Raw genomic sequence first — 24,432 nt, forward strand, 5'->3', positions numbered from 1 at the left:
CTGTACGGCGTGGGTCTGGTGCCGTGGTACGACGGAAGGGACGGCATGTACGGCTGGATCTGGCGGCATCTGCCGGGGAACACGTGGGTGAAGGCAGTGATCTCGCTCGTCCTGGTCGTGGCCGTGGTCTACGTCCTCTTCCAGTACGTCTTCCCGTGGGCGGAGCCGCTGCTGCCCTTCAATGATGTGACGGTGGACAACCAGTGAGCGCGCGCATTCTCGTCGTCGACAACTACGACAGCTTCGTCTTCAACCTGGTCCAGTACCTGTATCAGCTGGGCGCCGAGTGTGAGGTCCTGCGCAACGACGAGGTGTCGACGGCGCATGCGCAGGACGGTTTCGACGGGGTTCTGCTCTCGCCGGGGCCCGGCACGCCGGAGCAGGCCGGCGTCTGTGTGGACATGGTCCGGCACTGTGCCGACACGGGTGTTCCGGTGTTCGGTGTCTGCCTGGGCATGCAGTCGATGCAGGTGGCGTACGGCGGTGTGGTGGACCGTGCGCCGGAGCTGCTGCACGGCAAGACCTCGCTGGTCGAGCACGGTGGCGGTGGTGTCTTCGCCGGGCTGCCCTCCCCCTTCACGGCGACGCGGTACCACTCGCTGGCCGCCGAGCCGGCCACGGTTCCGGCGGTGCTGGAGGTCACGGCCCGTACGCACGACGGCATCGTGATGGGCCTGAGGCACCGTGAACTGCCGGTCGAGGGTGTGCAGTTCCACCCTGAGTCGGTGCTGACCGAGCATGGGCACCGGATGCTGGCCAACTGGCTGGTGGAGTGCGGTGACCAGGGCGCGGTGGAGAGGTCGGCCGGGCTCGCCCCGGTGGTGGGCAGGGCCTCGGCGTGACGGCGCTGCGCCCCGAGCGCGAGTCCGACACCTCGTACGGGCAGCAGTCGTACGGGGTGTCGGGTGCGTTCGAGGACTGGTCGGGTGGAGGGGGGTACGGGGCGTCCCCGCAGGGGGAGCCGTATCCGCCGGGGCCAGGGTCGGGGACGGGGCAGGGAGTGCAGCCGCAGTCCGGTCCGCCGCGGCATCCGGGGCAGTACGCGTCGTACGATCCCGTGCCGGAGGAGTCGTATCTGCCGCCCGTCGATGAAGAGACGGTGGCGCTGCGGATCCCGGATCCACCGACGGAGCCGGGCGCCCCCGGGGCGGGCTCTGCGGCGTCTTCCGGTGCGCGGCGGGACGGATCCGCCCAGGGCGGCCGTGCGGCCCGCAGGAAGGCCGCCAAGCGTCGTCATGGGCGCCATGGCGGGGCGGCGGACACCTCTTCGGCCGCGGCCGAAGACGGGGGCCGTGCGGGGGCGCCGTTGTCGCGGGTCGAGGCGCGGCGGCAGGCGCGGGCGCGCAAGCCCGGTCCGGCGGTCGTCGCGAGCCGGGCCATCGGCGAGGTGTTCATCACCACCGGCGTGCTGATGCTGTTGTTCGTCACCTATCAGCTGTGGTGGACGAACGTGCGGGCGCATGCCCAGGCCGGCAAGGAGGCCAGCAGCCTTCAGAACGACTGGGCGAGCGGCAAGCGCAACCCGGGGGCGTTCGAGCCGGGGCAGGGCTTCGCCATTCTGCACATTCCGAAGCTGGACGTGGTGGTTCCGATCGCCGAGGGCACCAACAGCAAGGGTGTGCTCGACCGGGGCATGGTCGGCCACTACGCCGAGGGTGCGTTGAAGACGGCGATGCCCGGTGACAAGACCGGGAATTTCGGGCTCGCGGGCCACCGCAACACTCACGGAGAACCGTTCCGGTACATCAACAAGCTCGCTCCGGGCGATCCGATCGTCGTGGAGACGCAGGACGAGTACTTCGTTTACAAGATGGCGTCGATCCTGCCGGTGACGCCGCCGAGCAACACGAGCGTCCTGAATCCGGTGCCCACGGGGTCCGGTTTCACCAAGCCCGGCCGCTACATCACGCTGACCACGTGCACGCCGGAGTTCACCAGCAAGTACCGGATGATCGTCTGGGGCAAGATGGTCGAGGAACGGCCGCGCAGCAAGGGCAAGCCGGATGCGCTCGTCAGTTAAGGGCAGATGACCAGTGGCAGCGACCACCGACACGGATCACGAGAAGCACACCGGCGCGGCGTCGCGGCCGCCTGCGGCACGTCGCAGGCCCGGCCCGGTCGCCCTGGCGGTGAGCTTCTTCGGGGAACTCCTCATCACCGCGGGCCTGGTCCTTGGCCTGTTCGTCGTCTACTCGCTGTGGTGGACGAACGTGGTCGCCGACCGTGCGGCGGGCAAGCAGGCGGACAAGGTCCGTGAGGACTGGGCTCACGGCCGGGGCGGGCCGGGTGCGCTGGACACCAAGAACGGCGTCGGCTTCCTGCATGTGCCGGCGATGAGTAGCGGCGAGGTCCTGGTCGAGAAGGGCACGTCGAACAAGATCCTCAACGACGGTGTCGCCGGCTACTACACCGACCCCGTCAAGGCGACCCTGCCGATGTCGGGCAAGGACGGCAACTTCTCCCTGGCCGCCCACCGGGACGGCCACGGCGCCAAGTTCCACAACATCGACAAGATCGAGAAGGGTGACCCGATCGTCTTCGAGACGAAGGACAAGTGGTACGTCTACAAGGTCTACGGCATCCTTCCCGAGACCTCGAAGTACAACGTCAAGGTCCTCTCCCAGGTCCCGAAGGAGTCCGGCAAGAAGAAGCCGGGCCACTACATCACGCTGACGACCTGCACGCCGGTGTACACGAGCACGTACCGGTACGTGGTGTGGGGTGAGCTGGAGCGGGTCGAGAAGGTGGACGCGGACCGGACACCGCCGAAGGAGCTTGGCTGACCGCGCCCCTTGGGGGAGGCCGGCCGCTAGCATGACGGAGGCCCGAAGCCGCAACTTTGCCTTGCGACTTCGGGCCTTTGCCGTGGTCGGGCCGTCACTCCAGGACGGCCAGGGCCGCCCCGGCGCTCCATTCCTCCAGCAGCCCGCGATGTACGGCGGTGATGTCGCTCTCGGCTGCGATGTTGAGGGCGTCGCGGGTGAAGGGGCAGGTCGCCACGAACAGGGCCACCTCGGAGTCGTGCAGGACCTTGGCCGCCCCGAGGAACTTCTGGAGTTCGGGGCTGGTGATGGAGAGGTGGGGCGCGAACCTCTTGCACTGGACGACGATGCGCCGCCCGTCGGCCGTGAGCGCGGTGATGTCGATGCCCCGGTCCCTTCCGCCGCCTTGCACGACGACGCTGGTGCAGCCGTCGCGGCGCAGCAGCCCGGCGACGTGTTCTTCGAACTCGCGCCCGTTCATGGCATCCATGGCGGCCATGACTCCGGCCAGGGGGCGGCCCTCCCGGGGGGCTTCCAGCCGTTGCAGTCGGGTGTGGTGCTGCTGGAGTCGCTTCTCGATGCGCTGGACGCCTGCCCGGAGGGCGGTGAGCTCCCGTCGGTGCTCGCCCGAGGTTTCGATCAGGGTGTTGAACAGGGGGACGACGGTCCTCCCCAGGATGTGGGTGATGCGCTGGTCGATGCGGGCATCGAGGGAGGCGCTGTCGGCCGGAGCAAAGTTTTCCACAGGCTGTGTGCGCGCCAGGTACTCCATGTCGAGGAGGTACACACGCACCTGACGTGCGACGTCGCTGTCCCGGAGCAGCATGGCGATGTTGAGGACGGCGCGTCGGGGGAAGAGGGCGAGGGATCGGGTGCGGGACTGGATTCCACTGAGTTGCTTGAAGTCACTCAGTTCCGTCCCGGTCAGGACTCGGTATCCGCTCGCTTCGAGCTCCGCACGGTGGTCGTGCACGAGGGCACGGATGACTTCCACCGTCACCGAGAAGTACGACGCCACCATCGCCGTCGTCACATGCATCCCGTCAGGCAGCAGCGACAGTGCCTTGACCTGTCGAGTACGTCTGTGCGGTCGAGCACGCTGCCGCGCAGAGTCGGTGATTCCAGCAAGGCCGTTTCGTTGATCACGTTCTGTCCTCCGGCTCGTATGGCCGGGGTGAAGTACCGATGCCCCACCCCACCCGGTGAACGAGTCGGGACATATGAAGACACGATCGACGAGCGCATGCCTTTTCGGGACGTCCTAGGCAGGGAAATGCAGAGCCCCCGGCCCGTATGGGGGCCGGGGGCTCTGTGGTGTGACGGTGTGGTGGCGGGGTCAGTCGTCCCCGTTGCTGCCGTTGAGGCCGCCGAAGATGCCGCCGTTTCCGCCGCCGCCGTTGTTGTTGCCGCCGTTGTTCTGGCCGAAGCCGACGGTCTGGAGGGTGATCGTCGTCCCTGCCGGGTCGTCGACCTCCTGGTTGGGGCCGGGGTTCTGGCCGGCGACGAGGGCGTTGTCGCTCTGGTCGCTGCCGCCGGCGAACTGGATGTTGGTGAAGCCGGCCTGGGCGAGGATCTGCTTGGCCTGGCCGACCGTCTGGCCGACGACCTGCGGGACCTTGACCTTCTGCTGCTGCTTCTTCTTGCCGATCTGGATGTTCACCGACGAGTTCGGGTCGACGGACGTGCCGGCCTGCGGTGTGGTCTGGATGACCTTGCCGACCTGGTTGTCGTCGTCGGTCTCCACCTCGGTGCAGTTGCCGACCAGGTCGCTGGCCTGCATCTGCTGCTTGGCCGCGTCGCAGGTCTGGCCGAGGACGTCCGGGACGGTGGACTTCTCCGCTTCCTTGGCGACGGTCAGGGTGATCGTCGAACCCTTCTCCACCTCTTCGCCCGTGGTCGGGTTCTGGTCCAGTACCTTGCCCGGTTCCTCGGGGGACGTGCGGGTCTTCGTCTCGATCTTGAACTCGTACTTGTCGCCCGCCAGCTTGTCCTTGGCCTCGTCGAGAGTCAGGCCGGTGACGCTGGGCACCGTCACCTTCGGCGCTCCCGTGGAGACGACCAGGGAGATGGTGTCGCCCTTGTTGACCTTCGTCTCCGCCACAGGGTCCTGGGAGCAGATCTTGCCCTTGGCCTGGTTGTCGCAGGGCTTGTTGGAGAAGTCCAGTTTGAGGTCGGAGTTCGTGGCCAGTTGCTGGGCGCTTCTCTTGGTCTCGCCGATGAAGTTGGGGGCCGCGACGGTGTCGTTGCTCGCACCTCCGTCGCCGCTGAACGCCCATCGGCCGATGAGGATCGCTCCAACCAGGACGAGGATGCCCGCCACTACCAGCAGGATCGTGGAGGTGTTGGACTTGCGCTGCTGGCCGCGGCGCCGGTCGGGGCGGTCGTCGTAGCCGTAGCCGCCGTCGTCCGGGTTCATGGGGGGCAGCATGGACGTGGCGCCGGCGCCGGAGTCGGCGCGCAGGGCGGTCGTCGGCTGGTCGTCGGGGTAGCCGCCGTAACCCACCGCGCCCATCGCGGCCGTGGCGGCGACGGGCTGGCCGTCGAGGCAGGCCTCGATGTCGGCGCGCATCTCGTCGGCCGACTGGTAGCGGTAGTCCGGGTCCTTGACGAGCGCCTTCAGCACGATCGCGTCCATCTCGGGCGTGATCTCGGGGTCGAAGACGCTCGGGGACTGCGGCTCCTCGCGGACGTGCTGGTAGGCCACGGCCACCGGGGAGTCGCCGACGAACGGCGGGCGGACGGTCAGCAGTTCGTAGAGGAGGCAGCCGGTGGAGTACAGGTCGGACCGGGCGTCGACCTGTTCGCCCTTGGCCTGCTCCGGGGAGAGGTACTGGGCGGTGCCGATGACCGCGGAGGTCTGCGTCATCGTCATGCCGGAGTCGCCCATGGCGCGGGCGATGCCGAAGTCCATGACCTTGACCTGGCCGTTGCGCGTCAGCATGACGTTGGCGGGCTTGATGTCACGGTGGACGATGCCGGCGCGGTGGGAGTACTCCAGGGCCTGGAGGATGCCGATGGTCATCTCCATGGCCCGCTCCGGCAGCAGCTTGCGGCCGGAGTGCAGCAGTTCACGCAGGGTCGAGCCGTCCACGTACTCCATGACGATGTACGGGATCGACACGTTGTCGATGTAGTCCTCGCCCGTGTCGTAGACCGCGACGATCGCGGGATGGTTGAGCGAGGCGGCCGACTGGGCCTCCCGGCGGAACCGGGCCTGGAAGGAAGGGTCACGCGCGAGATCCGCGCGCAGCGTCTTCACCGCCACGGTGCGGCCGAGGCGGGTGTCATGCGCGAGGTAGACCTCCGCCATGCCACCACGCCCGAGCACCTGGCCCAGTTCGTACCGGCCGCCGAGGCGACGCGGCTCTTCCATAGCTACCTACCAGCCCTCTCCGTCGGTCCCGACCGGCATGCTTGTACGGTCGGAGGCTGCCGTCCGGGCCTACCGTACCCGGCTCGCTTTGTGTGACCTGGCCAAGCCCGTCAGCCGATACAGGACCGGTATCGCAACGTGCACCGATGTGAAGCAGGCGTGAGCGGGGTCACTTCTTGCTGTCGATGACCGCCTCCATCACGTTCCTCGCGATCGGTGCCGCGAGGCCGCCGCCGGAGATGTCGTCGCGGACGGCGTCGTCGTCCTCGACGACGACGGCCACGGCGACCGGCGAGCTGCCGTCGTCGCCCTTGGCGTAGGAGATGAACCACGCGTAGGGGTTCTCGCTGTTGTCGACGCCGTGCTGGGCGGTACCGGTCTTGCCGCCCACCTTGACGCCGTCGATCTTGGCGTTCGCGCCGGTGCCCTTGTCGACGACCGTCTCCATCATGGACTGGAGCTTCTGGGCGTTCTCGGGGGACAGGGGCTGGCTCAGCTCTTCGGGGTCGGTCTTGGTGATCGGGTCGAGGCCGGGCGACTGGAGTGCGTCGACCATGTACGGCTTCATCAGCTTGCCGTCGTTGGCGACTGCGGAGGCGACCATGGCCATCTGCAGGGGCGTGGCGGCGGTGTTGAACTGGCCGATGGAGGACAGCGCGGTCTGAGACGGGTTCATGTTGTCGGAGAAGACCGAGGCGTTGGCGCGGACCGGTGTGAACTGCTCCTCGTCGAAGCCGAACTTCTTGGCCATGTCCAGCATCTTGTCGTTGCCGAGGTCGGAGCCGATCTTGCCGAAGACGGTGTTGCAGGAGTACTGGAGGGCCACCCGCAGCGTCGCGTTCTTGCAGGGGATGTTGCCCTCGTTGGGCAGCTTGGTGGTGGTGCCCTTCATGATCCACGGGTCGGGCGAGTCGGTCTTGCCGTCCGGGTCGGTGTAGATGCCGTCCTCGAGGGCGGCGGCCGCGGTGACGACCTTGAAGGTGGAGCCGGGCGGGTAGGTCTCGCGCAGCGCGCGGTTGAGCATGGGGTCGTTCGGGTTGTTCTTCTTCTGCAGCTTCTGCCAGGCCTCGGTGTCGGTCGTCGTGGAGTTGCCGGCGAAGGACGACGGGTCGTACGACGGGTAGGAGGCCAGCGCCAGGATCTTGCCCGTGGACGGCTCCAGGGCGACGACGGCGCCCTTGCCGCCCTGCTGCTTCAGGCCGTTGTAGGCGGCCTTCTGGGCGGCGGCGTTCAGGGTGGTGACGACGTTGCCGCCCTGCTGCTTCTTGCCCGTGAGCATGTCGAGGGTGTTGCGGAAGAACAGCCGGTCGTCGTTGCCGGTGAGGATGCCGTCCTCGATGGATTCCAGCTGCGTGGCGCCGAAGGCCTGCGAGGCGTAGCCGGTGACGGGCGCCCACATGGGGCCGTTCTTGTAGGTGCGCTTGAACTTGAAGTCGCTGCCCGACGACTCGGCGGAGCCGGTGATCGGCTCCCCGCCCACGATGATGTTGCCGCGGGGGGAGGCGTAGCGCTCGATGGTGACGCGGCGGTTGTTCTTGTCGGTCCGGAGCTCGTCGGCCTGGACGTACTGGATCCAGTTGTCGCGGATCAGCAGTGCCAGAACGAGCAGGCCGCAGAAGATCGCGATCCGGCGCAGGGGCTTGTTCATGACGGGCGGACCACCTGGGTCATCTCGGCGTCGGGGTTGGCGGCGGGGGCGGGGGCCGGGCGGCGGGCCGTGTCGCTGATTCTCAGCAGGATGCCGATGAGGGCCCAGTTGGCGATCACGGAGGAACCGCCGTAGGCCACGAACGGCAGCGTCATACCGGTCAGCGGGATGAGGCCCATGACGCCGCCGGCGACGACGAAGACCTGGAGGCCGAAGGCGCCGGACAGGCCGATGGCCAGCAGCTTGCCGAACGGGTCGCGGGCCGCGAGCGCGGTGCGTACGCCGCGTTCGATGATCAGGCCGTAGAGCAGCAGGATCGCCATGACGCCGGCGAGGCCCAGCTCCTCGCCGAAGGTGGCGAGGATGAAGTCGGAGTTGGCGGCGAAGCCGATGAGGTCGGAGTTGCCCTGCCCGAGGCCGGTGCCGAGGGTGCCGCCGGAGCCGAAGGCCCACAGGGCCTGCATGGCCTGCTCGGAGTGGACGATGCCGTCCTGGACGCCCTCGCGGGAGAGTTGGAACTCGCGCATCGGGTCGAGCCAGGCCTGTACACGCGTCTGGATGTGCGGTTCGAAGCTCGCGACGCCGACGGCGCCGACCGCGGACATCAGCAGACCGAAGACGATCCAGCTGGTCCGCTCGGTGGCGACGTACAGCATGATGACGAACATCCCGAAGAACAGCAGGGACGTACCGAGGTCGGTCTCGAAGACCAGGATGAGGATCGAGATGACCCAGACGACGAGGATCGGGCCGAGGTCGCGGCCGCGCGGCAGGTACAGGCCCATGAAGCGGCGGCTGGCAAGGGCCAGGGCGTCCCTCTTGACCATGAGGTAGCCGGCGAAGAACACCGCGAGGGCGATCTTCGCGAACTCACCGGGCTGGAGCGTGCCGAGGCCGGGAATCTTGATCCAGATCTTGGCGCCGTAGATGTTCGCGCCCAGTCCGGGCACGAGCGGCAGGACCAGCAGCAACAGCGCGCCGGCCATGGAGATGTATGTGTAGCGCTGCAGGACGCGGTGGTCCTTAAGAAAGATCAGCACGACCGCCAGCAGGGCGACACCCATGGCCGAGTACAGCAGCTGACGCGGTGCGGCCTCGGCGTAGTTGCTGAGTCGCTTGGACTGATCCAGCCGCCAGATGACGACCAGCCCGAGCCCGTTCAGCAGGGTCGCCAGCGGCAGCATCAGCGGGTCGGCGTACGGTGCGAACTTCCGTACGACGAGGTGGCCGACGCCCGCGAGCAGGCCGAGTCCGAGGCCGTAGCTCAGCAGGCCCGGTGGCACCGAGTCGTTGAGGGCCAGGCCGACGTTGGCGTAGGCGAACACCGGGATGACGACGGCGAACACCAGGAGCGCGAGCTCGGTGTTGCGCCGGCTCGGCGCGCCGATGGCGCCGATCGTGGACGTGTGGTGCGTCGGCGAGTGCGACGTATTCGTACCGCTCATCGTGTGACAGGGCCTCTCACGGCTACTGCTTACCGCACAGCGAGACGACCTTCTGCTCTTCCTCAGAGAGGCTGGGGCCGGGGCTGGGAGTGGGTGCGGTCGTGGTCGGGGGCGTGGACTTCTCCGGTGCCGACGGTGAACCCGACGGGCTGGACGGGTTCGGCGTCGGTGTGGCCTTGGACGTGAAGGAGGCGGGAGTGGTTCCCGTGGTGCCCCCGGCCTCGCCTTCGCCGGTCTTGGAGTTGTTCTTGCTCTCGGCTTCGCGCCGCTGCGCTTCCTTCTTGCACGCGGAGGCCTGCACCGACAGTTCCTGGATCTTCGCCTGGGCGTTCTTCAGACCGCCCTCGGGGATGGTGGCCTCGACCTGCTTCTGCTGGTAGGGCGGCAGGTACTTGAGTTCGATCTCGGGGTGGTCCTTCTCGACCTTCGAGAGCGAGACCCAGGCCAGGTCCTGGCTGATGCCCCGGTACAGCGCGACGTGCTCGTCCTCGGCGCCGACGTAGTACTGCGTCTGCGTCCAGCGGTATCCGCCGTAGAGGCCGCCGCCGACGAGGGCCAGGGCGAGGACGCCGTAGAAGGATCTCTTCAGCCAGCGGCCCTTCTTGCGGGGCTTGGTGAAGTCGTCGTCGCCGTAGTCGAAGCCGTCCGCGGGGATGTAGCCGGTGGTGTCGCCGGAGCCGGGCGGGCCGAACTCGCCGCCTCCGCCGCCCTGGCCGTGTCCGTGGCGGCCGAGCCCGGAGGCGCGGCCGGCGGGGGTCTGCATGATGCCGTTGTCGTGCAGCTGGTGCTGGTTCTCGGCGACGGCGCCGACGACGACGGGGGTGTCGGACAGCTGGCCCGCGAGGGTGTCGCCGGTGTCGAGGTCGAGGACGTCGGCGATGATGACGGTGATGTTGTCCGGGCCGCCGCCGCGCAGTGCCAGTTCGATGAGGTTCTGGACGGTCTCCTGGGGGCCCTGGTAGCTGGCGAGGGTGTCCTCCAGGGTCTGGTGGGACACCACGCCGGACAGGCCGTCGGAGCAGATGAGGTAGCGGTCGCCGGCGCGGACCTCGCGGATGGACAGGTCCGGTTCGACGTGGTCGCCGGATCCGAGGGCGCGCATCAGCAGCGAGCGCTGCGGGTGCGTGGTCGCTTCTTCCTCGGTGATGCGGCCTTCGTCGACGAGGCGCTGCACCCAGGTGTGGTCCTGGGTGATCTGCGTGAGGACGCCGTCGCGGAGCAGGTAGGCGCGGGAGTCGCCGACGTGGACCAGGCCGAGGCGCTGGCCCGTCCAGAGCAGGGCGGTCAGGGTGGTGCCCATGCCCTCCAGCTGGGGGTCGTCCTCGACCATGGAGCGCAGCTGGTCGTTGGCGCGCTGCACCGCGGTGCCGAGTGAGGTGAGGATGTCGGAGCCGGGGACGTCGTCGTCGAGCGCGACGATGGTGGAGATGGCCTCGGAGGAGGCGACCTCACCGGCCGCCGCGCCGCCCATGCCGTCGGCGATGGCGAGCAGGCGCGGGCCGGCGTATCCGGAGTCCTCGTTGCCCTCCCGGATCATGCCCTTGTGCGATCCGGCCGCGAAGCGCAGTGACAGACTCATGCGCACCTCGCCTGTCGGCTCCGGGTACAGCCGGTCGTGTCGAGCCACACTGCCCACCCTCCGGTCGGGAGCGCGCGGGGGGCCGGGGTGGGGCCCGCCACTGCGTGCTCGCTCCGCTCGCGCCTATCCATGATGTAGCACTACTTCCGCAGCTCGATGACGGTCTTGCCGATGCGGATCGGCGCGCCCAGCGCAATCGGTGTGGGAGTCGTCAGCCGGGACCGGTCCAGGTACGTGCCGTTGGTGGAGCCGAGGTCCTCGACGATCCACTGGCCGTCGCGGTCCGGGTAGATCCTGGCATGGCGGCTGGAGGCGTAGTCGTCGTCCAGCACGATCGTCGAGTCGTGCGCGCGGCCCAGGGTGATGGTCTGGCCCTGGAGCGCGACCGTGGTGCCGGTGAGGGTGCCCTCGGTCACGACCAGCTTGGTGGGGGCGTTACGGCCGCGTCGGCCGCCGGCGGGCTGCTGGCGCTGCTGCGGCGGCGCCTGGCGGGCGGCGGCCTGCTGCTGGCGGCCCGCCTCGCGGCGCGAGCCGCGCTGGGTGACGCGCGTACCGAAGAGGTCGCTGCGGATGACCTGCACGGCCACGATCACGAACAGCCACAGTACGGCCAGGAAACCCAGCCGCATGACCGTGAGGGTCAGCTCTGACATTGCCCCCGCTTCACCCTTCGGCTTGCCGGTAAATGATGGTGGTGCTGCCCACGACGATCCGCGAGCCGTCGCGGAGCGTAGCGCGGGTGGTGTGCTGCCCGTCCACCACGATGCCGTTGGTGGATCCGAGATCCTGGATCGTCGAGGGCGTTCCGGTCCGGATCTCGCAGTGCCGGCGGGAGACGCCGGGGTCGTCGATCCGCACGTCGGCGTCGGTGCTGCGGCCCAGCACGAGTGTTGCGCGGGAGATCTGGTGGCGGGTGCCGTTGATCTCGATCCAGTGGCGGGTGCGTCCGCCGGAGGCGGGGGCGGCCGGGGGCCGCTGGCCGCTCGCGGCGGGCGGGTAGCCGTAGCCGCCGGGGCGGCCGCCGGGCGGCGGCGAGGCCGGCATGGGCGGGGCGCCGGAGGGTGCGGCGGCGGGCGGGTAGCCGTAGCCGCCGGGGCGTGCGCCCTGCGGGGCGGCGGGCGCGGCGGCGCCGCCTCCCGGGCCGCCCTGCTGGCTGCTGGAGGAGGCGAGCGTACGGCTGCGCACCCGGTACAGGCCGGTGTCGAGGTCGTCCGCCTTCTCCAGGTGCACCTTGATCGGGCCCATGAAGGTGTAGCGCTGCTGCTTGGCGTAGTCGCGCACCATGCCGGCGAGCTCGTCGCCGAGCTGGCCGGAGTAGGGGCTGAGCCGCTCGAAGTCCGGTGTGCTCAGTTCGACGATGAAGTCGTTGGGCACGACCGTGCGGTCGCGGTTCCAGATGGTGGCGTTGTTGTCGCACTCACGCTGGAGCGCTCCGGCGATCTCCACGGGCTGGACCTCGGACTTGAACACCTTGGCGAAGGTGCCGTTGACCAGACCTTCGAGACGCTGCTCGAACTTCTTCAGGACTCCCATGGGGCACCTCCTCCGTCGCTGCCGTCCTGTGCACTGCCCTGCGGGCCGCTTGCCTGGTACTGCTTACTGATCGTATCCACGCGCCGCTCGATCGGCTGGTTCCCCCTGTCAGCACCGCCAACGGTGTCGACGCATGACGAAGTTCCCTGTGGAGCTCCCCTTCGAACTCCTCCGGTGGTACTGCTGCGCGTAACCGCCTCGTGTATGCCTGACAAGGATCGTAGAGGCGGCGGAAGACCAGTGTCCCGCACCTGACTGTGGACCCCGACCCCCTCCTGCGGAGACGGCCGGTACCGGTACGAGGTTGATACGTGAACAGGTACGCCTTGATACGTGGCAGGGACATCGAAGGTTCGGCGAGGTCCCTGCCTGCGGGGATAAGGGATGTGAACCCACCCCTTCCAGCGTGCTAATGTTCTGGGTGTCGGAAGGCGCCGGCCCCAAGGGGCAGACGCCCAGGACACACCCAATGCGCGGGTGGCGGAATAGGCAGACGCGCTGGATTCAGGTTCCAGTGCCCGCAAGGGCGTGGGGGTTCAACTCCCCCCTCGCGCACCATGAGACACGGGTCTCTGCAGGTGACAGAAGTCACCGCAGGGGCCCGTTTCTCATTCGCTGACCCCTGTGGGGCATCACACAGACCGGTCAGGACACACAGCAGACCCCGACGCGTGAGCTATCTCACTGGGGCCTGTCTTCGTGGGGCTGCTGCGCCGGAGCCGGATTGATCTACGCCGCTGGGGCCAGGTGGCCGGTCGGGGTCCAGCTCTTCGGCTCTTTCTCAGGGTGGCGGTGGTGCGTGCGTCGGCGGGGACGCTCGCCGCCGAGCAACAGAGTGTCCAGTCATTTCTTGATCTTGCGGCGGTTCGCGTGGGCCAGCTGGAAGGCGAGCAGGATCGTTTGTGCCGCGATGCCCCGGATGCAGTGTGATCCTGCGGATTCGATGCCCTCGGCGAGGGGGTTCCTGGCGTAGCGACCCTGGGCTGCTTCCGGCCTCCGCGCCCGGGGACGGCCGGCCCGGTGTGCGGGGCTGCTCGGCCCTGTTCAGGTAGGGCACGAAGTCCGGCCGGTCGGGCGGCCACGCACTATCGTGAGGCAGGAGAAGGCGCCCTTCCGGGTGCGTCCGTGGGGACCGGTCGGAGGAGACGATGAGCGGGGAACGTCCCGGGCGATCGGAGCAGCACCTGCCCAAACTGCGGCTGGACGAGCTGCTGGACGAACTCCAGGCGCGGATCGACGCGGCGCGCGGCACGCAGGACCGGGTGCACAGCCTCCTGGAGGCTGTGCTGTCGGTCGGGCGGGAGCTGGACCTTCCGCAGGTGCTGCGGGGGATCGTCGAGGCGGCCGTGGTGCTCGTGGACGCCGAGTATGGCGCGTTGGGCGTCATCGGTGACGACCGCATGCTCTCCGAGTTCCACACCGTCGGCATCAGCGGCGAGCAACGGGCCCGGATCGGGGACCTGCCCAGCGGGCACGGCATCCTGGGCGAGCTGATCCGGCACCCGGAGCCGCTGCGGCTGGCGGAGATCTCCGAGCACTCGTCCTCCTACGGTTTCCCGCCCCACCACCCTCCGATGCACTCGTTCCTGGGGGTACCCATCCGGGTGCGTGACCAGGTGTTCGGCAACCTCTACCTCACCGAGAAGCGCGGCGCGGCGGAGTTCGACGCCGAGGATGAGTCGGTGCTCTCCACCCTGGCGGTGGCGGCGGGTGTGGCGATTGAGAATGCCCGGCTCTACGAGGAAACGCGGCTGCGCGAGCGGTGGCTGGGAGCGAGTTCCGAGGTCACGCGGGCGCTGCTGTCGGGTGCGCCGAGCACGGACGTCCTGGAACTGATCGTGGAGCAGGCCCGGCAGATCACCGACGCCGACGCCGGGATGATCGCCGAGCGGGTGCCGGAGGAGAACGCGCTGCGGCCGTTGCTCGCCGTGGGGCTGGACGCGGACCTGCGCAGTGGGCTGGTGATGTCGGGGCATGACGGGTTCGTGGCCGCTGTCCTGTCCACGGCTGAGCCGGCCGTGAGCACCGACATCCAGGAGGACCCGCGCACCAGTAAGGACGCCGCTCAGTGGGCCGGGCTCGGGCCGGTGGTGGGGGTGCCGCTGGAGGCCGGAGGGAAGGCCGGTGGGGTGCTGCTGCTGGGGCGCGCGGCGGGCCGTACACCGTTCAAAGACATCGACACACGCCCCCTGCTCGGGTTCGCCGGGCAGGCGGCGCTGGCGCTGGAGCTGGCCGAGCGGCGCCGCGACGCCGAACAGATCACGCTGCTGCGGGATCGCGACCGGATCGCACGCGACCTGCACGACCTGGCCATCCAGCGGCTGTTCGCGGCCGGGATGACCTTGCAGAGCACTCAGCGCTTCGTCGAGCACCCGGAAGCTGTGGAGCGTCTGTCGCGGACCGTGGACGACCTGGACGAGACCATCAAGATCATCCGTTCCACTATCTTCGGACTGCGGGCGCAGGGTGGCGGCACGAGGGAGGGCAGCGGCCTGCGCGCCCGGGTGTCGGACACGGTCACGGCGGCGACCTCGACCCTGGGCTTCGCTCCCGCGGTGAGGATCGAAGGGCTGGTCGACACGGACGTGCCCGGCGATGTCGCCGATCACGCGCTCGCGGTGCTCGGGGAGGCGTTGAGCAATGCGGCCAGGCACTCGGGGGCGCACTCCGTGGACGTGTACCTGCGGTACGGCCAGGGTGAGCTGACGCTCACGGTGACCGATGACGGACGCGGGATTCCGGCGGGCGCCGCACGCAGCGGACTGAAGAACATGGAGGAACGTGCCCTCGCACTCGGTGGCGGCCTCCGGCTCGATGAGCGCCCGGAAGGCGGCGGCACCCGGGTGGCGTGGCGGGTGCCGGTGAGGCCGGCCGGGGGCTGACCGCGGGGACGCCAGGTGGCCGGGTCAGCGCGCCGGGCGCTCGCTGGGCTCTGGCTGCTCCAGATGCGAGGCGAGGACCGCGGCCTGGACCCGCCGCTGCACGCCGAGCTTGGCCAGGAGGCGGGAGATGTGGTTCTTGACGGTCTTCTCGGACAGGTAGAGCTTCTTGCCGATCTCGCGGTTGGTCAGCCCGTCTCCGATCAGCGCGAGGATCTCCCGCTCGCGCGGCGACAGACCTGCCAGCTCGGGGGCGATGGCTGCTTGCCCGGACGGGTCGGCGCGCAGCGAGCGCATCAGCCGGGCCGTGGTCTCCGGGTCGAGCATGGACCTTCCGGAGGCGACCGTGCGCACTGCCGAGATCAGGTCGGAGCCCTTGATCTGCTTGAGGACATACCCGGAGGCCCCGGCCATGATCGCGTCGAGCAGGGCCTCCTCGTCGTCGAACGAGGTCAGCATCAGACAGGCCAGCTCGGGCATGCGGCTGCGCAGTTCGCGGCAGACGGTGATGCCGTCACCGTCCGGAAGGCGTACGTCGAGGACGGCGACGTCGGGGCGGAGAGCCGGGCCCCGGGCGAGCGCGTGCTCGACGTTCTCGGCGTCCCCGACCACCGAGATGTCGGGTTCGGCGTCCAGCAGGTCGGCCAGGCCGCGCCGCACGACCTCGTGGTCGTCGAGCAGGAAGACCCGGATCGGGTGCTCGTCCGTAAAGGTGCGTGGCTCGGTCATCTCGGACCCTCGTTCCCCGGAACACCGGAAGGACGGACTGCGGATCGCCCGTCTCCCCGATCATCACGTGCCGGGCCGGGATGCGATAGGGCCGTTCGGCCCCAGCAGGGGACCTGTGGCCCCTCCACCGTGACGGCCCTCGCGGCGATGCTCGAATCGGCAGCCCCTATCTCGGAGGTGGAGACAATGTCCCGCACGATCACCGTGGGCCTCGACGGCTCTCCCGAGAGTCGTGCCGCCGCCGAGTGGGCGGCTCGTGAGGCGAAGCTGCGCGGTCTCACACTGAAGCTCCTCCACGTGTGGGAGCCGGTACCGGAGCCCATGGCCCAGGCCCCACTGCTCGGTACCGAGACCCACCAGCACTGGAGTGAGAAGATCCCTCGCGACACCGCCGAGGGCCTGCGGCTGCGGCACCCCGATGTCGAGGTGACGGCCGAGGACCTCTCCGGCCGGCCGAGCGAGGTGCTGGGCGAGGCCGCGAAAAACACCGAGCTGCTCGTCCTCGGCTCGCGGGGGCTGAGCGGAATCGGCGGGTTCCTGGTGGGCTCGGTCGGACTCGTTGTGGTGGCGCACGCGGAATGTCCCGTCATCCTGGTCCGGGCCGGTGAGCAGGCGGCGGACGAGCACGAGATGGACCCGTCCGGCATTCCGTCGGCGGCCACCTCCTACCGGCCGGTCGTGCTCGGCCTCGACACCGACCATCCCGACCCGTCCGTGATCGAGTTCGCCTTCGAGGCGGCAGCCCGGCGCGCGACGGTCCTGCGGGTCCTGCACGGGTGGGAACGGCCCTCGTACTACTCCTACGGGGGTGCCGCCGAGCTGTGGCAGTACGACGAACTCGCACAGGGGCAGGCCATCGCGCTCACCGAAGCGCTGCGGCTGTGGCGGGAGAAGTACCCGGCCGTCGAGGTGGCCGAGGTGTCCCGTCTGGCGCACGCGGCCGACCAGCTGATCCAGGCCTCTCGTGAGGCCTCCCTGGTCGTGGTGGGGCGGCGTATCCGCCGCAACCCGTTCGGGCTGCACATCGGCCCGGTGACGCACGCGGTCCTGCATCACGCCGCCGCCCCGGTCGCCGTCGTCGCGCACGAGTGACGCGGCGCCCGGAGAGGGATGAGGGCGATGGACCGGCCGGTGGTCGTCGGCGTGGACGGCTCCGAGTCCAGCCTGCGGGCCGTGGACTGGGCCGCGGACGAGGCGGCGCTGCGCGGGGTCCCGCTGCATGTGGTGCAAGCCTCGTTGTGGGAGCGCTACGAGCAGGCCGTCTTCCCCACGGGCCCGGGACGGTCGGAGCAGGTGCTCACCGACGTCCTCCCTCGCGCTGCTGCATCTGGAGTCGTTCGGCAACCCGCGCGCCTTCTCCCGTACGGCTCGGCGTGTGACCCGCCGCATGCCGGTGCTCACCGTGGACGCCGGCCGCACGGACGCGGGCCGACGGGCCGCGGCCTCGCACACCGCGGCCGCCGCCACCCGGACCATGACTCGCCAGGCGCTGTTCACCCAGGCCGGCATCACCGCCACCCGTTCGGTCGGTGAACTCCTGGAAGCCGCGGCTCTGCTGCACGCCCAGCCGCTCCCGGCGGGGACGCGGGTCGCGATCGTCACCAACGCGGGCGGCGCAGGCGTACTGGCCGCGGACGCCTGCGCCGAGGCGGGGCTCACGCTGCCGGCGCTGGGGGCCCGGCTGGTCGGGGAGTTGCACGCCCTGCTTCCCGAAGGGGCCGGCCTCGGTAACCCGATGGATGCCACCGCCGCCGTCACGGAGGAGCAGCTCGGCGCCTGCGTCGACCGGCTCGTCGGGCACGGAGACGTCGACGCGGTGCTCGTGGCCCTGGTGCCCACCGCTGTGGCCGCCGCGACCGGCGACGACCTGGTGCGAGCGCTGACCGGCGCACCCGGCCGCCGCGCACGGCCGGTGGTTGTCGTACGGCTTGAGCAGGAGGCTGCCGTGTCCCTGCTGCCCGCCGCCGACGGCGGCACCCTCCCCTCGTACGCCGAACCGCAGGCCGCGGCCCGGGCACTGGCCCATGCGGCCCGCCGGGCGGCCTGGCTCGCCAGGCCCGTCGGCACCGTTCCGCGGCTGGACGGCATCGACACCGAGCGAGCCCACGAGATCGCCGAAGCCCACCTCGCGGCCGCGCCCGGCGGCGGCTGGCTGGACCCGCGCGCTTGCGCCGCCCTTCTGGACTGCTACGGCATTCCGCAGATCCCGTGGGCCTGGGCCGAGGACGAGGACGATGCCGTTCGCGCCGCCCGGAGACTGCGCGGCCCGGACGGCCGCATCGTCATGAAAGCGCACTGGCCGGGGCTAGTGCACAAGACCGAGGAGCACGCCGTCCACCTCGATCTCCAAGGTGACTCCCAAGTGCGCGCCGCCTTCAGGGACTTCGAGACACGATTCGGTGACGTGCTGACCGGCGTCATCGTCCAGCCGCTCGCTGTCCGCGGTACCGAGCTGTTCGCCGGTGTCGTCCAGGACGAGGTCTTCGGACCGCTCGTCCTGTTCGGACTCGGAGGCACGGCCACGGAGGTTTTGGCCGACCATGCCGCCCGGCTCGCTCCGCTCACCGATCACGACGTGCACGACCTGATCACGTCACCGCGTTGCGCGCCGCTGCTGTTCGGATCGCGCAGCAGCCGCCCCGCTGACCTCCCCGGCTTGGAGCGACTGCTCCTGCGCCTTTCGCGGATGGCCGGCGACCTGCCCCAACTCGTGGAGGCCGACTTCAATCCCGTCCTCGCGACGCCCGGCGCGGTCACCGTGCTCGATGCCCGGGTGCGCCTGCTGCCACGCCGGGCCCAGGATCCCTATCTGCGCCGACTTCGCTGAGCGGCCCACGGCCGCTGCGTGAACTGTGAGAGGAGGTCGATCACCATGGCGGACAACGTGCTGGTCGCCTATGGAACGACGAACGGATCGACGGCGGAGATCGCCGAGGCCATCGCCGAGGTGCTGCGCAAGGAAGGGCTGACGGTCGACGTGCTCCCGGCCCGTTCCGTGCCGAGTGTGCTGTCGTACGACGGTGTCGTGGTCGGCGGCGGGCTCTACGCCGGACGCTGGCACAAGGACGCCCGCCGCTTCGTCCGGCGCCACGGCAAGGCCCTGTCCGAGCGTCCGCTGTGGTTCTTCAGCAGTGGGCCGCTCGATCCCTCGGCATCCGAGCGGGACATCCCGCCCGTGCCCTGGGTGCAGAGGGCCATGGCCCGGCTCGACGTCAGGGACCATGTCACCTTCGGTGGCTGCCTGCGAGAAGGCGCGAAGGGCTGGGTGGCCCGGATGATCCTCAGCAGCGGCAAAGGCGGCGACTTCCGCGACTTCGAGCGGATCGAGGCCTGGGCGGGACAGGTCGGCCAGGAACTGACTCACGCGTGACGCGGTCAGACCGCTGGCACGTCCGCGATGCCCGCAGGCTGTGTGCCCGCAAGGCCCTCCGGCAGGCCGGGGAGCACCTCGAACACTCCTGCCAGACCGGCGTGCCAGAGAACGCGGCGGAGGAAGACGCTGTCGGTGACCAGACGCAGCCTGCCGTGCCGTGCCAGCACGCGGTTCCGCGCCCGGCACAGGACTCCCAGCCCCGAGCAGTCGATGAAGGACACGCGACGCAGATCCAGCACCAGATCGGGGCCGGGACCGGCGGTCAACGAGTCGAGATGAGCCCGCAGAGCCGGCGCCGTGAGCAGGTCGATCTCGCCGCGGAGGGTCACGACGTGTGCCTTGCCCGCCGTTCGGTGCGGGATCGACCTGCTGGTGGTCTCGGACATGGTCCGAGTGAAGCCTGACGAACGGGGAGTGCGGTAGGGCCGACCGGCCCAAGCGCGGGCCCCGGTTCCGCGTCAAGCTGGAAGTGCAGTGAAAACCGGGCACAACGCCCGCGCCAGGAAGGTGGGAACGCCATGAAGGGCTACGTCTTCCACGGCCCCGGACAGTCCGCCTGGGAGGACGTCCCGGACCCCGGTATCAAGGAGGCGACCGACGCGATCGTACGCGTCGACGCCGTCACCATCTGCGGAACCGACCTGCACATCCTCAAGGGCGACGTGCCCGAGGTGCGCCCCGGCACGGTGCTGGGACACGAGGCCGTCGGCGAGATCGTCGAGGTCGGCGGCGACGTGCGCACCGTACGGCCGGGCGACCGGGTGCTGGTCTCCTGCATCACCGCCTGCGGCCGTTGCCGCTACTGCCGCGAGGGCATGTACGGCCAGTGCCGGGGCGGCGGAGGCTGGATCCTCGGCCACCTGATCGACGGCACCCAGGCCGAGTACGTCCGGGTGCCCTACGCCGATCTGTCCGTGCACCCGCTGCCCAGCGCCCTGGACAGCAAGGACGCCGTGCTGCTGGCCGACATCTTCCCGACCTCCTACGAGGTCGGTGTGCTCAACGGGCACGTACGGCCAGGGGATACCGTCGCCGTCGTCGGCGCCGGCCCGATCGGGCTCGCGGCTGTCGCCACCGCCCAGCTGTTCGCACCGGAGCGGATCATCGCCGTGGACCTCGCCACCGCGCGGCTGGAAGCGGCCAAGCGGCTCGGAGCGGACGCGGTCGCTGACGCCGGGGAAGCGCCCGAGCAGCTCGTCGCGGACCTCACCGACGGGCTGGGCGCGGACGTCGTCGTCGAGGCCGTAGGTGTCCCGGAGACGTTCGAGCTCTGCACCCGCATGGTGCGGCCGGGCGGGCACGTGGCCAACGTCGGCGTGCACGGCAAGCCCGCGACGCTGCACCTGGAAGACCTGTGGATCAAGAACGTCACCATCACCACGGGCCTGGTGGACACGTACTCCACGCCCACGCTGCTCCGGATGGCGGCCGCCGGGCGGCTGCCCACCGCGCAGCTGGTCACGCACACCTTCCCGCTGGCCCATATGGAGGAGGCCTACGACGTCTTCGCCCGGGCCGCCGACACTAATGCGCTCAAGGTGGTGCTCGGCGGGGAGCAGCACGAGGAAGTCGTCCCCTTCCGGGCGGCCTGACAAGGGAGAGGGGTGACGGGTGATGACCGAACGGAACTCGTTGCACGCCGTGCAAGGGCGCCCCGCAGGCGACCTCGGACGGCGGATCGCCCAGCGACGCACGGAACTCGGCCTGACCCGTGAGGAAACGGCAGCCCGGGCGGGTATGGCGTCGGCCTACCTCCAGTACCTGGAGGAGCGGCCGCCCGCCGACCCGGGCGCGGGCACCCTCCTGAGGCTGGCCGGGGCCCTGAGGACGACGGTGTGGCATCTGACCGGCGGCGACGTCGAGCTGCCTCCTGGCATGGGCCAGGCCGCCCGCACACCTCGGTTCACAGAGCTGACCGAGGCGGAGTGCCGTTCGCTGCTCTCGACGCACGGAGTGGGCCGTCTCGCCGTGCCCACGGACTCCGGATCGGTCGTCCTGCCGGTCAACTACAGCGTCGTCGACAGCGAGATTGTCTTCCGCACCGACCCGGGAACGGCGCCGTCGGAGGCGGCAGGCCAGCTGGTCGCCTTTGAGGTCGACCGCATCGACGAGGCGTTCAGAGAGGGCTGGAGCGTGCTGGTGCGTGGGCCCGCGAGCGGGGTGACGGACCCGGGAGAAGTGGCCCGTCTCGAGGAGCGGGCGTACAGCAAACCCTGGGCAGGGGGTCGGCGCGAGCTGTGGCTGCGGATCGAGCCCGTCACCGTCACAGGACGCCGGATCACCGCCTGAGACGCAGCTGATCGGTCGGTGTCGGGCCCCGGGAATCGGTCGGTGCCGGATCCCGGGAGAGGTCTCACCTCGTGTCGCTCGTCGTCCCCTCGGTGCCGGCCGCGCGACCGGCCTCCAGGCGGGCGACCGGTACACGGAACGGAGAGCAGGAGACGTAGTCGAGCCCGGCCGCGTGGAAGAAGTGGACGGAGTCAGGGTCGCCGCCGTGTTCGCCGCAGACGCCGATCTTCAGGCCGGGGCGAGCGGCGCGTCCCTCGGCGACAGCGATGCCGACCAGGCGGCCGACGCCCTCCCGGTCGATCGTCTCGAACGGGGACTGCGCGAACACACCCTTGTCCAGGTAGGCGGAGAAGAACGCCGCCTCCACGTCGTCACGGGAAAAGCCCCACGTGGTCTGGGTCAGGTCGTTCGTGCCGAAGGAGAAGAAGTCGGCTTCCTCGGCGATCGTGCCCGCTGTGAGCGCGGCCCGGGGCAGCTCGATCACAAACTTCTGGCAGCAGGATCGGGACTTTCTTTCGCTCGGTTGGGGTTACCCCTTTCGGTAGGATACCCAAGGGGGTATCTGTGAGGAGTGTGGGTTGTGGAACTGGCGATGGCGGCTGAGGAACTGAAGACGGTGGTCAACCGGCTGCGCCGGGCACAGGGCCAGATCGCCGGTGTGATCAAGATGATCGAGGAGGGGCGGGACTGCGAGGACGTGGTCACCCAGCTCGCCGCGGCGTCCCGGGCTCTGGACAAGGCCGGTTTCGCGATCATCGCCACAGGGCTGCAGCACTGCCTGACCGATGCGGACATGGCCGCCTCCGGCGACCGGGAGCAGATGCGCACCCGGCTGGAAAAGCTGTTCCTTTCGTTGGCCTGAGCTGTGGTGCCGCGACGCCGGATCACCCACCCGGATCGGAGCGGCTGGCCACATCGCCTGGCACGCCGAAGGGGAGGGGCCCGGCTTCGGATGCCTCCCCTTCGGGGTGTGATTCAGCGGTCGCGCAGTGCAGCCAGCGTGTTGTCGAGATCGGCGGCGCGGGGTCGGTTGTGGGGGAGCTTGGCGAGCATGGCGGCCATGCCGCAGGTGTTGCTCAGGGCGGAGAAGACCAGACCGGCCGCGATGCCGGCGGAGATGAGCTGGAAGGCGGGGTGGACGACGAGCCCGAGCAGCAGGCCGAGCAGCACGATCACTCCTGCGGTGAGCCTCACCTGCCGCTCCATTCCCCAGGTGGCACGGGAGACGCCCTGGGGGCGGTGGAGTTCGTGGCCGTCGGCCGCCCAGGCGCCGGTGCCTCCCGACAGGGTGGCGGCGGTGACGCCGCTCTCCGCGAGGATCTTGCAGGCGTTCTCGGAGCGGGCGCCCGAGGCGCAGACGACCAGGACGTCCCCGCGGTGGGTGGCGTGACGGATGTCGGGCAGCGCGCGCTGGATCTGGTCGAGGGGGATGTTGAGCGCGCCGGGGAGGTGACCGCCGGCGTATTCGCCCGGGGTGCGCACGTCGATGATGGTCAGTTCGTGCAGGCGGGTGCGCGCCTCGTCGGTGGCAAGGGTCGTGGGGGTGGTCATCGCAATGTCCTTACGGTCCGGAAGTTGTGGTGGAGCTTCATCTGACGAAAGCGAGCTGGACGCGGTCCTGGGGTGCGCGGTGGGCTGAAGGAGTTCTCCTGATCCGTGGTCTGCGTTGGTTGGCGGCCGTCGTGTTCAGGCGATCACGTCGACGAGCATGAAGGCCGCCACGGCCAGCAGGACACCGGCGAAGATCTTCTGAAGGGTGGTGCCGGAGACCTTCGTCGCGAGCCGTTTGCCGTCCCAGGCGCCGAGGATCGCGGCTCCGGTGAAGGGGCCGATGATCTCCCAGTGGAGCCCGCCGGTGGTGCCGGTGCGAGCGGCGAGCGCGGCGAGTGAGTTCACCATGATGACAAGCAGGCTGGTGCCCACCGCCCGCCGCATGGCCAGTCCCAGGACGCTCACCAGGGCGGGCACGGCGAGGAATCCCCCGCCGACGCCCAGGAAACCCGTCACAGCGCCGAGTCCGGCACCGGCGCCGGCCGCCTTGCCGGGACGGATCCGGTCCGGCGGCTCGGACGCGGACGGACGCAGCATGCGCAGGGCCGCCAGCGCGGCAATGACCGCGAACGCCGACGTCAGTACCGCTTCAGGCAGGCTCCCGGCGACGGCCCCCGCGAGGAAGGCGGGGACGATGCCCGCCGCGGCGAACAGCGCCCCTGTCTTCCATGCCACGTTCCCGTCGCGGGTGTGGGCGTACAGGGCCGTGACGGAGGTGACGGTGACGATGATCAGGCTGGCGGTGGTGGCGGCGGCCGGAGTGAAGCCGAGCAGGTAGATCAGTGCCGGTACGGCAAGGACGCTGCCACCGCCGCCGAGGGCTCCGAGGGCGAGACCGATGACGGCCCCGGCAATGAGGGCGAGAACAAGTACGGTCACGCTATCCGGCCGCTGTTCCCGCGTTCGTCGACGACCGGGTGCCCGGCAGCGGCCCACGCGTTCATGCCGCCCTCGACGTCCACCGCGTGCGCTCCGCGTTCGGTGAGGAGCTTCGCGGCCTGCTGGGAACGGTGTCCGCTACGGCAGATCACCACCAGCGGTCGCCCCTGCGCCGGGGCGGGCAGGGTGGCGCCTGCGACCAGTTTCGTCAGCGGTACGTGCACGGCGCCCGGAGCGTGGCCCGTGGTCCATTCGGGCTTCTCACGCACATCCAGCAGGACGGCCTCGGGCTGATCGCCGCTGGTGCGGCTGCGTGCCTCGTCGACCGTGACGCGGGGCCCGTTTCGGCGAAAGAGGAACATCACACGCTTCCTTCCTTGCGGGGGAACGGT

Annotated in this window: 22 protein-coding genes, 1 tRNA gene and 3 pseudogenes; 13 read left to right on the forward strand and 13 right to left on the reverse strand. The window is 69.8% G+C overall.

What is annotated here, in order from left to right; translation table 11 throughout:
• Window positions 1–9: 9 nt before the first annotated feature.
• Genes OO68_RS20850 through OO68_RS20865 form a run of 4 tightly spaced genes read left to right on the forward strand, consistent with a single transcriptional unit; the run spans window position 10 to window position 2,783 of the window.
• Window positions 10–207 carry a hypothetical protein gene (locus OO68_RS20850; RefSeq protein ID WP_033309918.1) on the forward strand — a complete coding sequence of 66 codons (198 nt, stop codon included), beginning with the start codon at window positions 10–12 and terminating at the stop codon, window positions 205–207.
• Complete coding sequence (locus tag OO68_RS20855) at window positions 204–842, forward strand: aminodeoxychorismate/anthranilate synthase component II (RefSeq protein ID WP_033309919.1); 639 nt, start codon at window positions 204–206, stop codon at window positions 840–842. The genes OO68_RS20850 and OO68_RS20855 overlap by 4 nt, the downstream gene beginning before the upstream one ends.
• Window positions 839–2,020 (forward strand): class E sortase, encoded by a 1,182-nt coding sequence (locus OO68_RS20860; RefSeq protein WP_033309920.1) that lies wholly within the window; start codon window positions 839–841, stop codon window positions 2,018–2,020. The genes OO68_RS20855 and OO68_RS20860 overlap by 4 nt, the downstream gene beginning before the upstream one ends.
• A 13-nt stretch (window positions 2,021–2,033) precedes the next feature.
• On the forward strand, window positions 2,034–2,783 hold the full coding sequence (locus OO68_RS20865; protein WP_033309921.1) for a class E sortase: 750 nt from the start codon (window positions 2,034–2,036) through the stop codon (window positions 2,781–2,783).
• A 94-nt stretch (window positions 2,784–2,877) separates the two neighbouring features.
• Here the strand turns inward: OO68_RS20865 and OO68_RS42365 are convergent, their stop codons facing one another.
• The 7 genes from OO68_RS42365 to OO68_RS20900 all read right to left on the reverse strand — a co-directional run bounded on the left by OO68_RS42365 (window position 2,878) and on the right by OO68_RS20900 (window position 12,340).
• Window positions 2,878–3,801 (reverse strand): restriction endonuclease, encoded by a 924-nt coding sequence (locus tag OO68_RS42365; RefSeq protein WP_245237070.1) that lies wholly within the window; start codon window positions 3,799–3,801, stop codon window positions 2,878–2,880.
• A gap of 297 nt (window positions 3,802–4,098) precedes the next feature.
• A complete protein-coding gene (gene pknB / locus OO68_RS20875) occupies window positions 4,099–6,135 on the reverse strand; it encodes a Stk1 family PASTA domain-containing Ser/Thr kinase (protein WP_033309922.1) in 2,037 nt (678 codons plus the stop codon).
• 169 nt (window positions 6,136–6,304) lie between these two features.
• Window positions 6,305–7,783, reverse strand: a complete 1,479-nt coding sequence (locus OO68_RS20880) for a peptidoglycan D,D-transpeptidase FtsI family protein (protein ID WP_033309923.1) — start codon at window positions 7,781–7,783, stop codon at window positions 6,305–6,307.
• Window positions 7,780–9,228 carry an FtsW/RodA/SpoVE family cell cycle protein gene (locus OO68_RS20885; RefSeq protein WP_033309924.1) on the reverse strand — a complete coding sequence of 483 codons (1,449 nt, stop codon included), beginning with the start codon at window positions 9,226–9,228 and terminating at the stop codon, window positions 7,780–7,782. The genes OO68_RS20880 and OO68_RS20885 overlap by 4 nt, the downstream gene beginning before the upstream one ends.
• 22 nt (window positions 9,229–9,250) lie before the next feature.
• Complete coding sequence (locus tag OO68_RS20890) at window positions 9,251–10,807, reverse strand: Stp1/IreP family PP2C-type Ser/Thr phosphatase (protein WP_209442603.1); 1,557 nt, start codon at window positions 10,805–10,807, stop codon at window positions 9,251–9,253.
• Window positions 10,808–10,947: 140 nt separating this feature from the next.
• A complete protein-coding gene (locus OO68_RS20895; RefSeq protein ID WP_033309926.1) occupies window positions 10,948–11,460 on the reverse strand; it encodes an FHA domain-containing protein FhaB/FipA in 513 nt (170 codons plus the stop codon).
• Between the two features lie 10 nt (window positions 11,461–11,470).
• Window positions 11,471–12,340 carry an FHA domain-containing protein gene (locus OO68_RS20900; protein WP_033309927.1) on the reverse strand — a complete coding sequence of 290 codons (870 nt, stop codon included), beginning with the start codon at window positions 12,338–12,340 and terminating at the stop codon, window positions 11,471–11,473.
• A gap of 471 nt (window positions 12,341–12,811) precedes the next feature.
• Here OO68_RS20900 and OO68_RS20905 point away from each other — a divergent pair.
• Window positions 12,812–12,898: transfer RNA gene (locus tag OO68_RS20905), tRNA-Leu, on the forward strand.
• Window positions 12,899–13,488: 590 nt separating this feature from the next.
• A complete protein-coding gene (locus tag OO68_RS20910) occupies window positions 13,489–15,222 on the forward strand; it encodes a sensor histidine kinase (RefSeq protein WP_051814739.1) in 1,734 nt (577 codons plus the stop codon).
• Window positions 15,223–15,246: 24 nt separating this feature from the next.
• Here the strand turns inward: OO68_RS20910 and OO68_RS20915 are convergent, their stop codons facing one another.
• Window positions 15,247–15,948: a response regulator gene (locus OO68_RS20915; protein ID WP_033309928.1), complete on the reverse strand. Its 702-nt coding sequence runs from the start codon at window positions 15,946–15,948 to the stop codon at window positions 15,247–15,249.
• Between the two features lie 186 nt (window positions 15,949–16,134).
• Between OO68_RS20915 and OO68_RS20920 the strand changes: the two genes are divergently transcribed.
• From OO68_RS20920 to OO68_RS20930, 4 genes and pseudogenes are all read left to right on the forward strand, one after another.
• On the forward strand, window positions 16,135–17,040 hold the full coding sequence (locus OO68_RS20920) for a universal stress protein (RefSeq protein ID WP_033309929.1): 906 nt from the start codon (window positions 16,135–16,137) through the stop codon (window positions 17,038–17,040).
• Window positions 17,041–17,067: 27 nt separating this feature from the next.
• Window positions 17,068–17,209 (forward strand): annotated as a pseudogene (locus OO68_RS44225) (universal stress protein); the annotation flags it as partial.
• 45 nt (window positions 17,210–17,254) lie between these two features.
• Window positions 17,255–18,775 (forward strand): annotated as a pseudogene (locus OO68_RS20925) (acetate--CoA ligase family protein); the annotation flags it as partial.
• Window positions 18,776–18,820: 45 nt separating this feature from the next.
• Window positions 18,821–19,318: a flavodoxin domain-containing protein gene (locus tag OO68_RS20930; protein WP_033309930.1), complete on the forward strand. Its 498-nt coding sequence runs from the start codon at window positions 18,821–18,823 to the stop codon at window positions 19,316–19,318.
• Between the two features lie 5 nt (window positions 19,319–19,323).
• Here OO68_RS20930 and OO68_RS20935 read toward each other — a convergent pair whose 3' ends face one another.
• Window positions 19,324–19,707 carry an STAS domain-containing protein gene (locus OO68_RS20935; protein ID WP_051814740.1) on the reverse strand — a complete coding sequence of 128 codons (384 nt, stop codon included), beginning with the start codon at window positions 19,705–19,707 and terminating at the stop codon, window positions 19,324–19,326.
• Window positions 19,708–19,839: 132 nt separating this feature from the next.
• Between OO68_RS20935 and OO68_RS20940 the strand changes: the two genes are divergently transcribed.
• Together OO68_RS20940 and OO68_RS20945 are read left to right on the forward strand one after the other, a co-directional pair.
• Window positions 19,840–20,913, forward strand: a complete 1,074-nt coding sequence (locus OO68_RS20940; protein ID WP_033309931.1) for a zinc-dependent alcohol dehydrogenase family protein — start codon at window positions 19,840–19,842, stop codon at window positions 20,911–20,913.
• A 22-nt stretch (window positions 20,914–20,935) separates the two neighbouring features.
• Entirely contained in the window at window positions 20,936–21,610 is a 675-nt protein-coding gene (locus OO68_RS20945) for a helix-turn-helix domain-containing protein (RefSeq protein WP_033309932.1), read from the forward strand.
• Between the two features lie 64 nt (window positions 21,611–21,674).
• Here the strand turns inward: OO68_RS20945 and OO68_RS20950 are convergent.
• Window positions 21,675–22,094: pseudogene (locus OO68_RS20950) on the reverse strand (putative PEP-binding protein); the annotation flags it as partial.
• A gap of 96 nt (window positions 22,095–22,190) precedes the next feature.
• Between OO68_RS20950 and OO68_RS20955 the strand changes: the two are divergent.
• Window positions 22,191–22,472, forward strand: coding sequence for a metal-sensitive transcriptional regulator (locus OO68_RS20955; RefSeq protein WP_010358257.1), 282 nt, complete (start codon window positions 22,191–22,193; stop codon window positions 22,470–22,472).
• Window positions 22,473–22,585: 113 nt separating this feature from the next.
• Here OO68_RS20955 and OO68_RS20960 read toward each other — a convergent pair whose 3' ends face one another.
• The 3 genes from OO68_RS20960 to OO68_RS20970 form a co-directional block, all read right to left on the reverse strand.
• Window positions 22,586–23,161, reverse strand: coding sequence for a rhodanese-like domain-containing protein (locus OO68_RS20960; protein WP_033309934.1), 576 nt, complete (start codon window positions 23,159–23,161; stop codon window positions 22,586–22,588).
• Window positions 23,162–23,296: 135 nt separating this feature from the next.
• Window positions 23,297–24,040, reverse strand: a complete 744-nt coding sequence (locus tag OO68_RS20965; protein WP_033309935.1) for a sulfite exporter TauE/SafE family protein — start codon at window positions 24,038–24,040, stop codon at window positions 23,297–23,299.
• Window positions 24,037–24,402 (reverse strand): rhodanese-like domain-containing protein, encoded by a 366-nt coding sequence (locus OO68_RS20970; RefSeq protein WP_033309936.1) that lies wholly within the window; start codon window positions 24,400–24,402, stop codon window positions 24,037–24,039. Before OO68_RS20970 ends, OO68_RS20965 begins: the two co-directional genes overlap by 4 nt.
• Window positions 24,403–24,432 lie beyond the last annotated feature (30 nt).

It is taken from the genome of Streptomyces iakyrus (assembly GCF_000717055.1).
In the GTDB taxonomy this organism is placed as follows: domain Bacteria; phylum Actinomycetota; class Actinomycetes; order Streptomycetales; family Streptomycetaceae; genus Streptomyces; species Streptomyces iakyrus.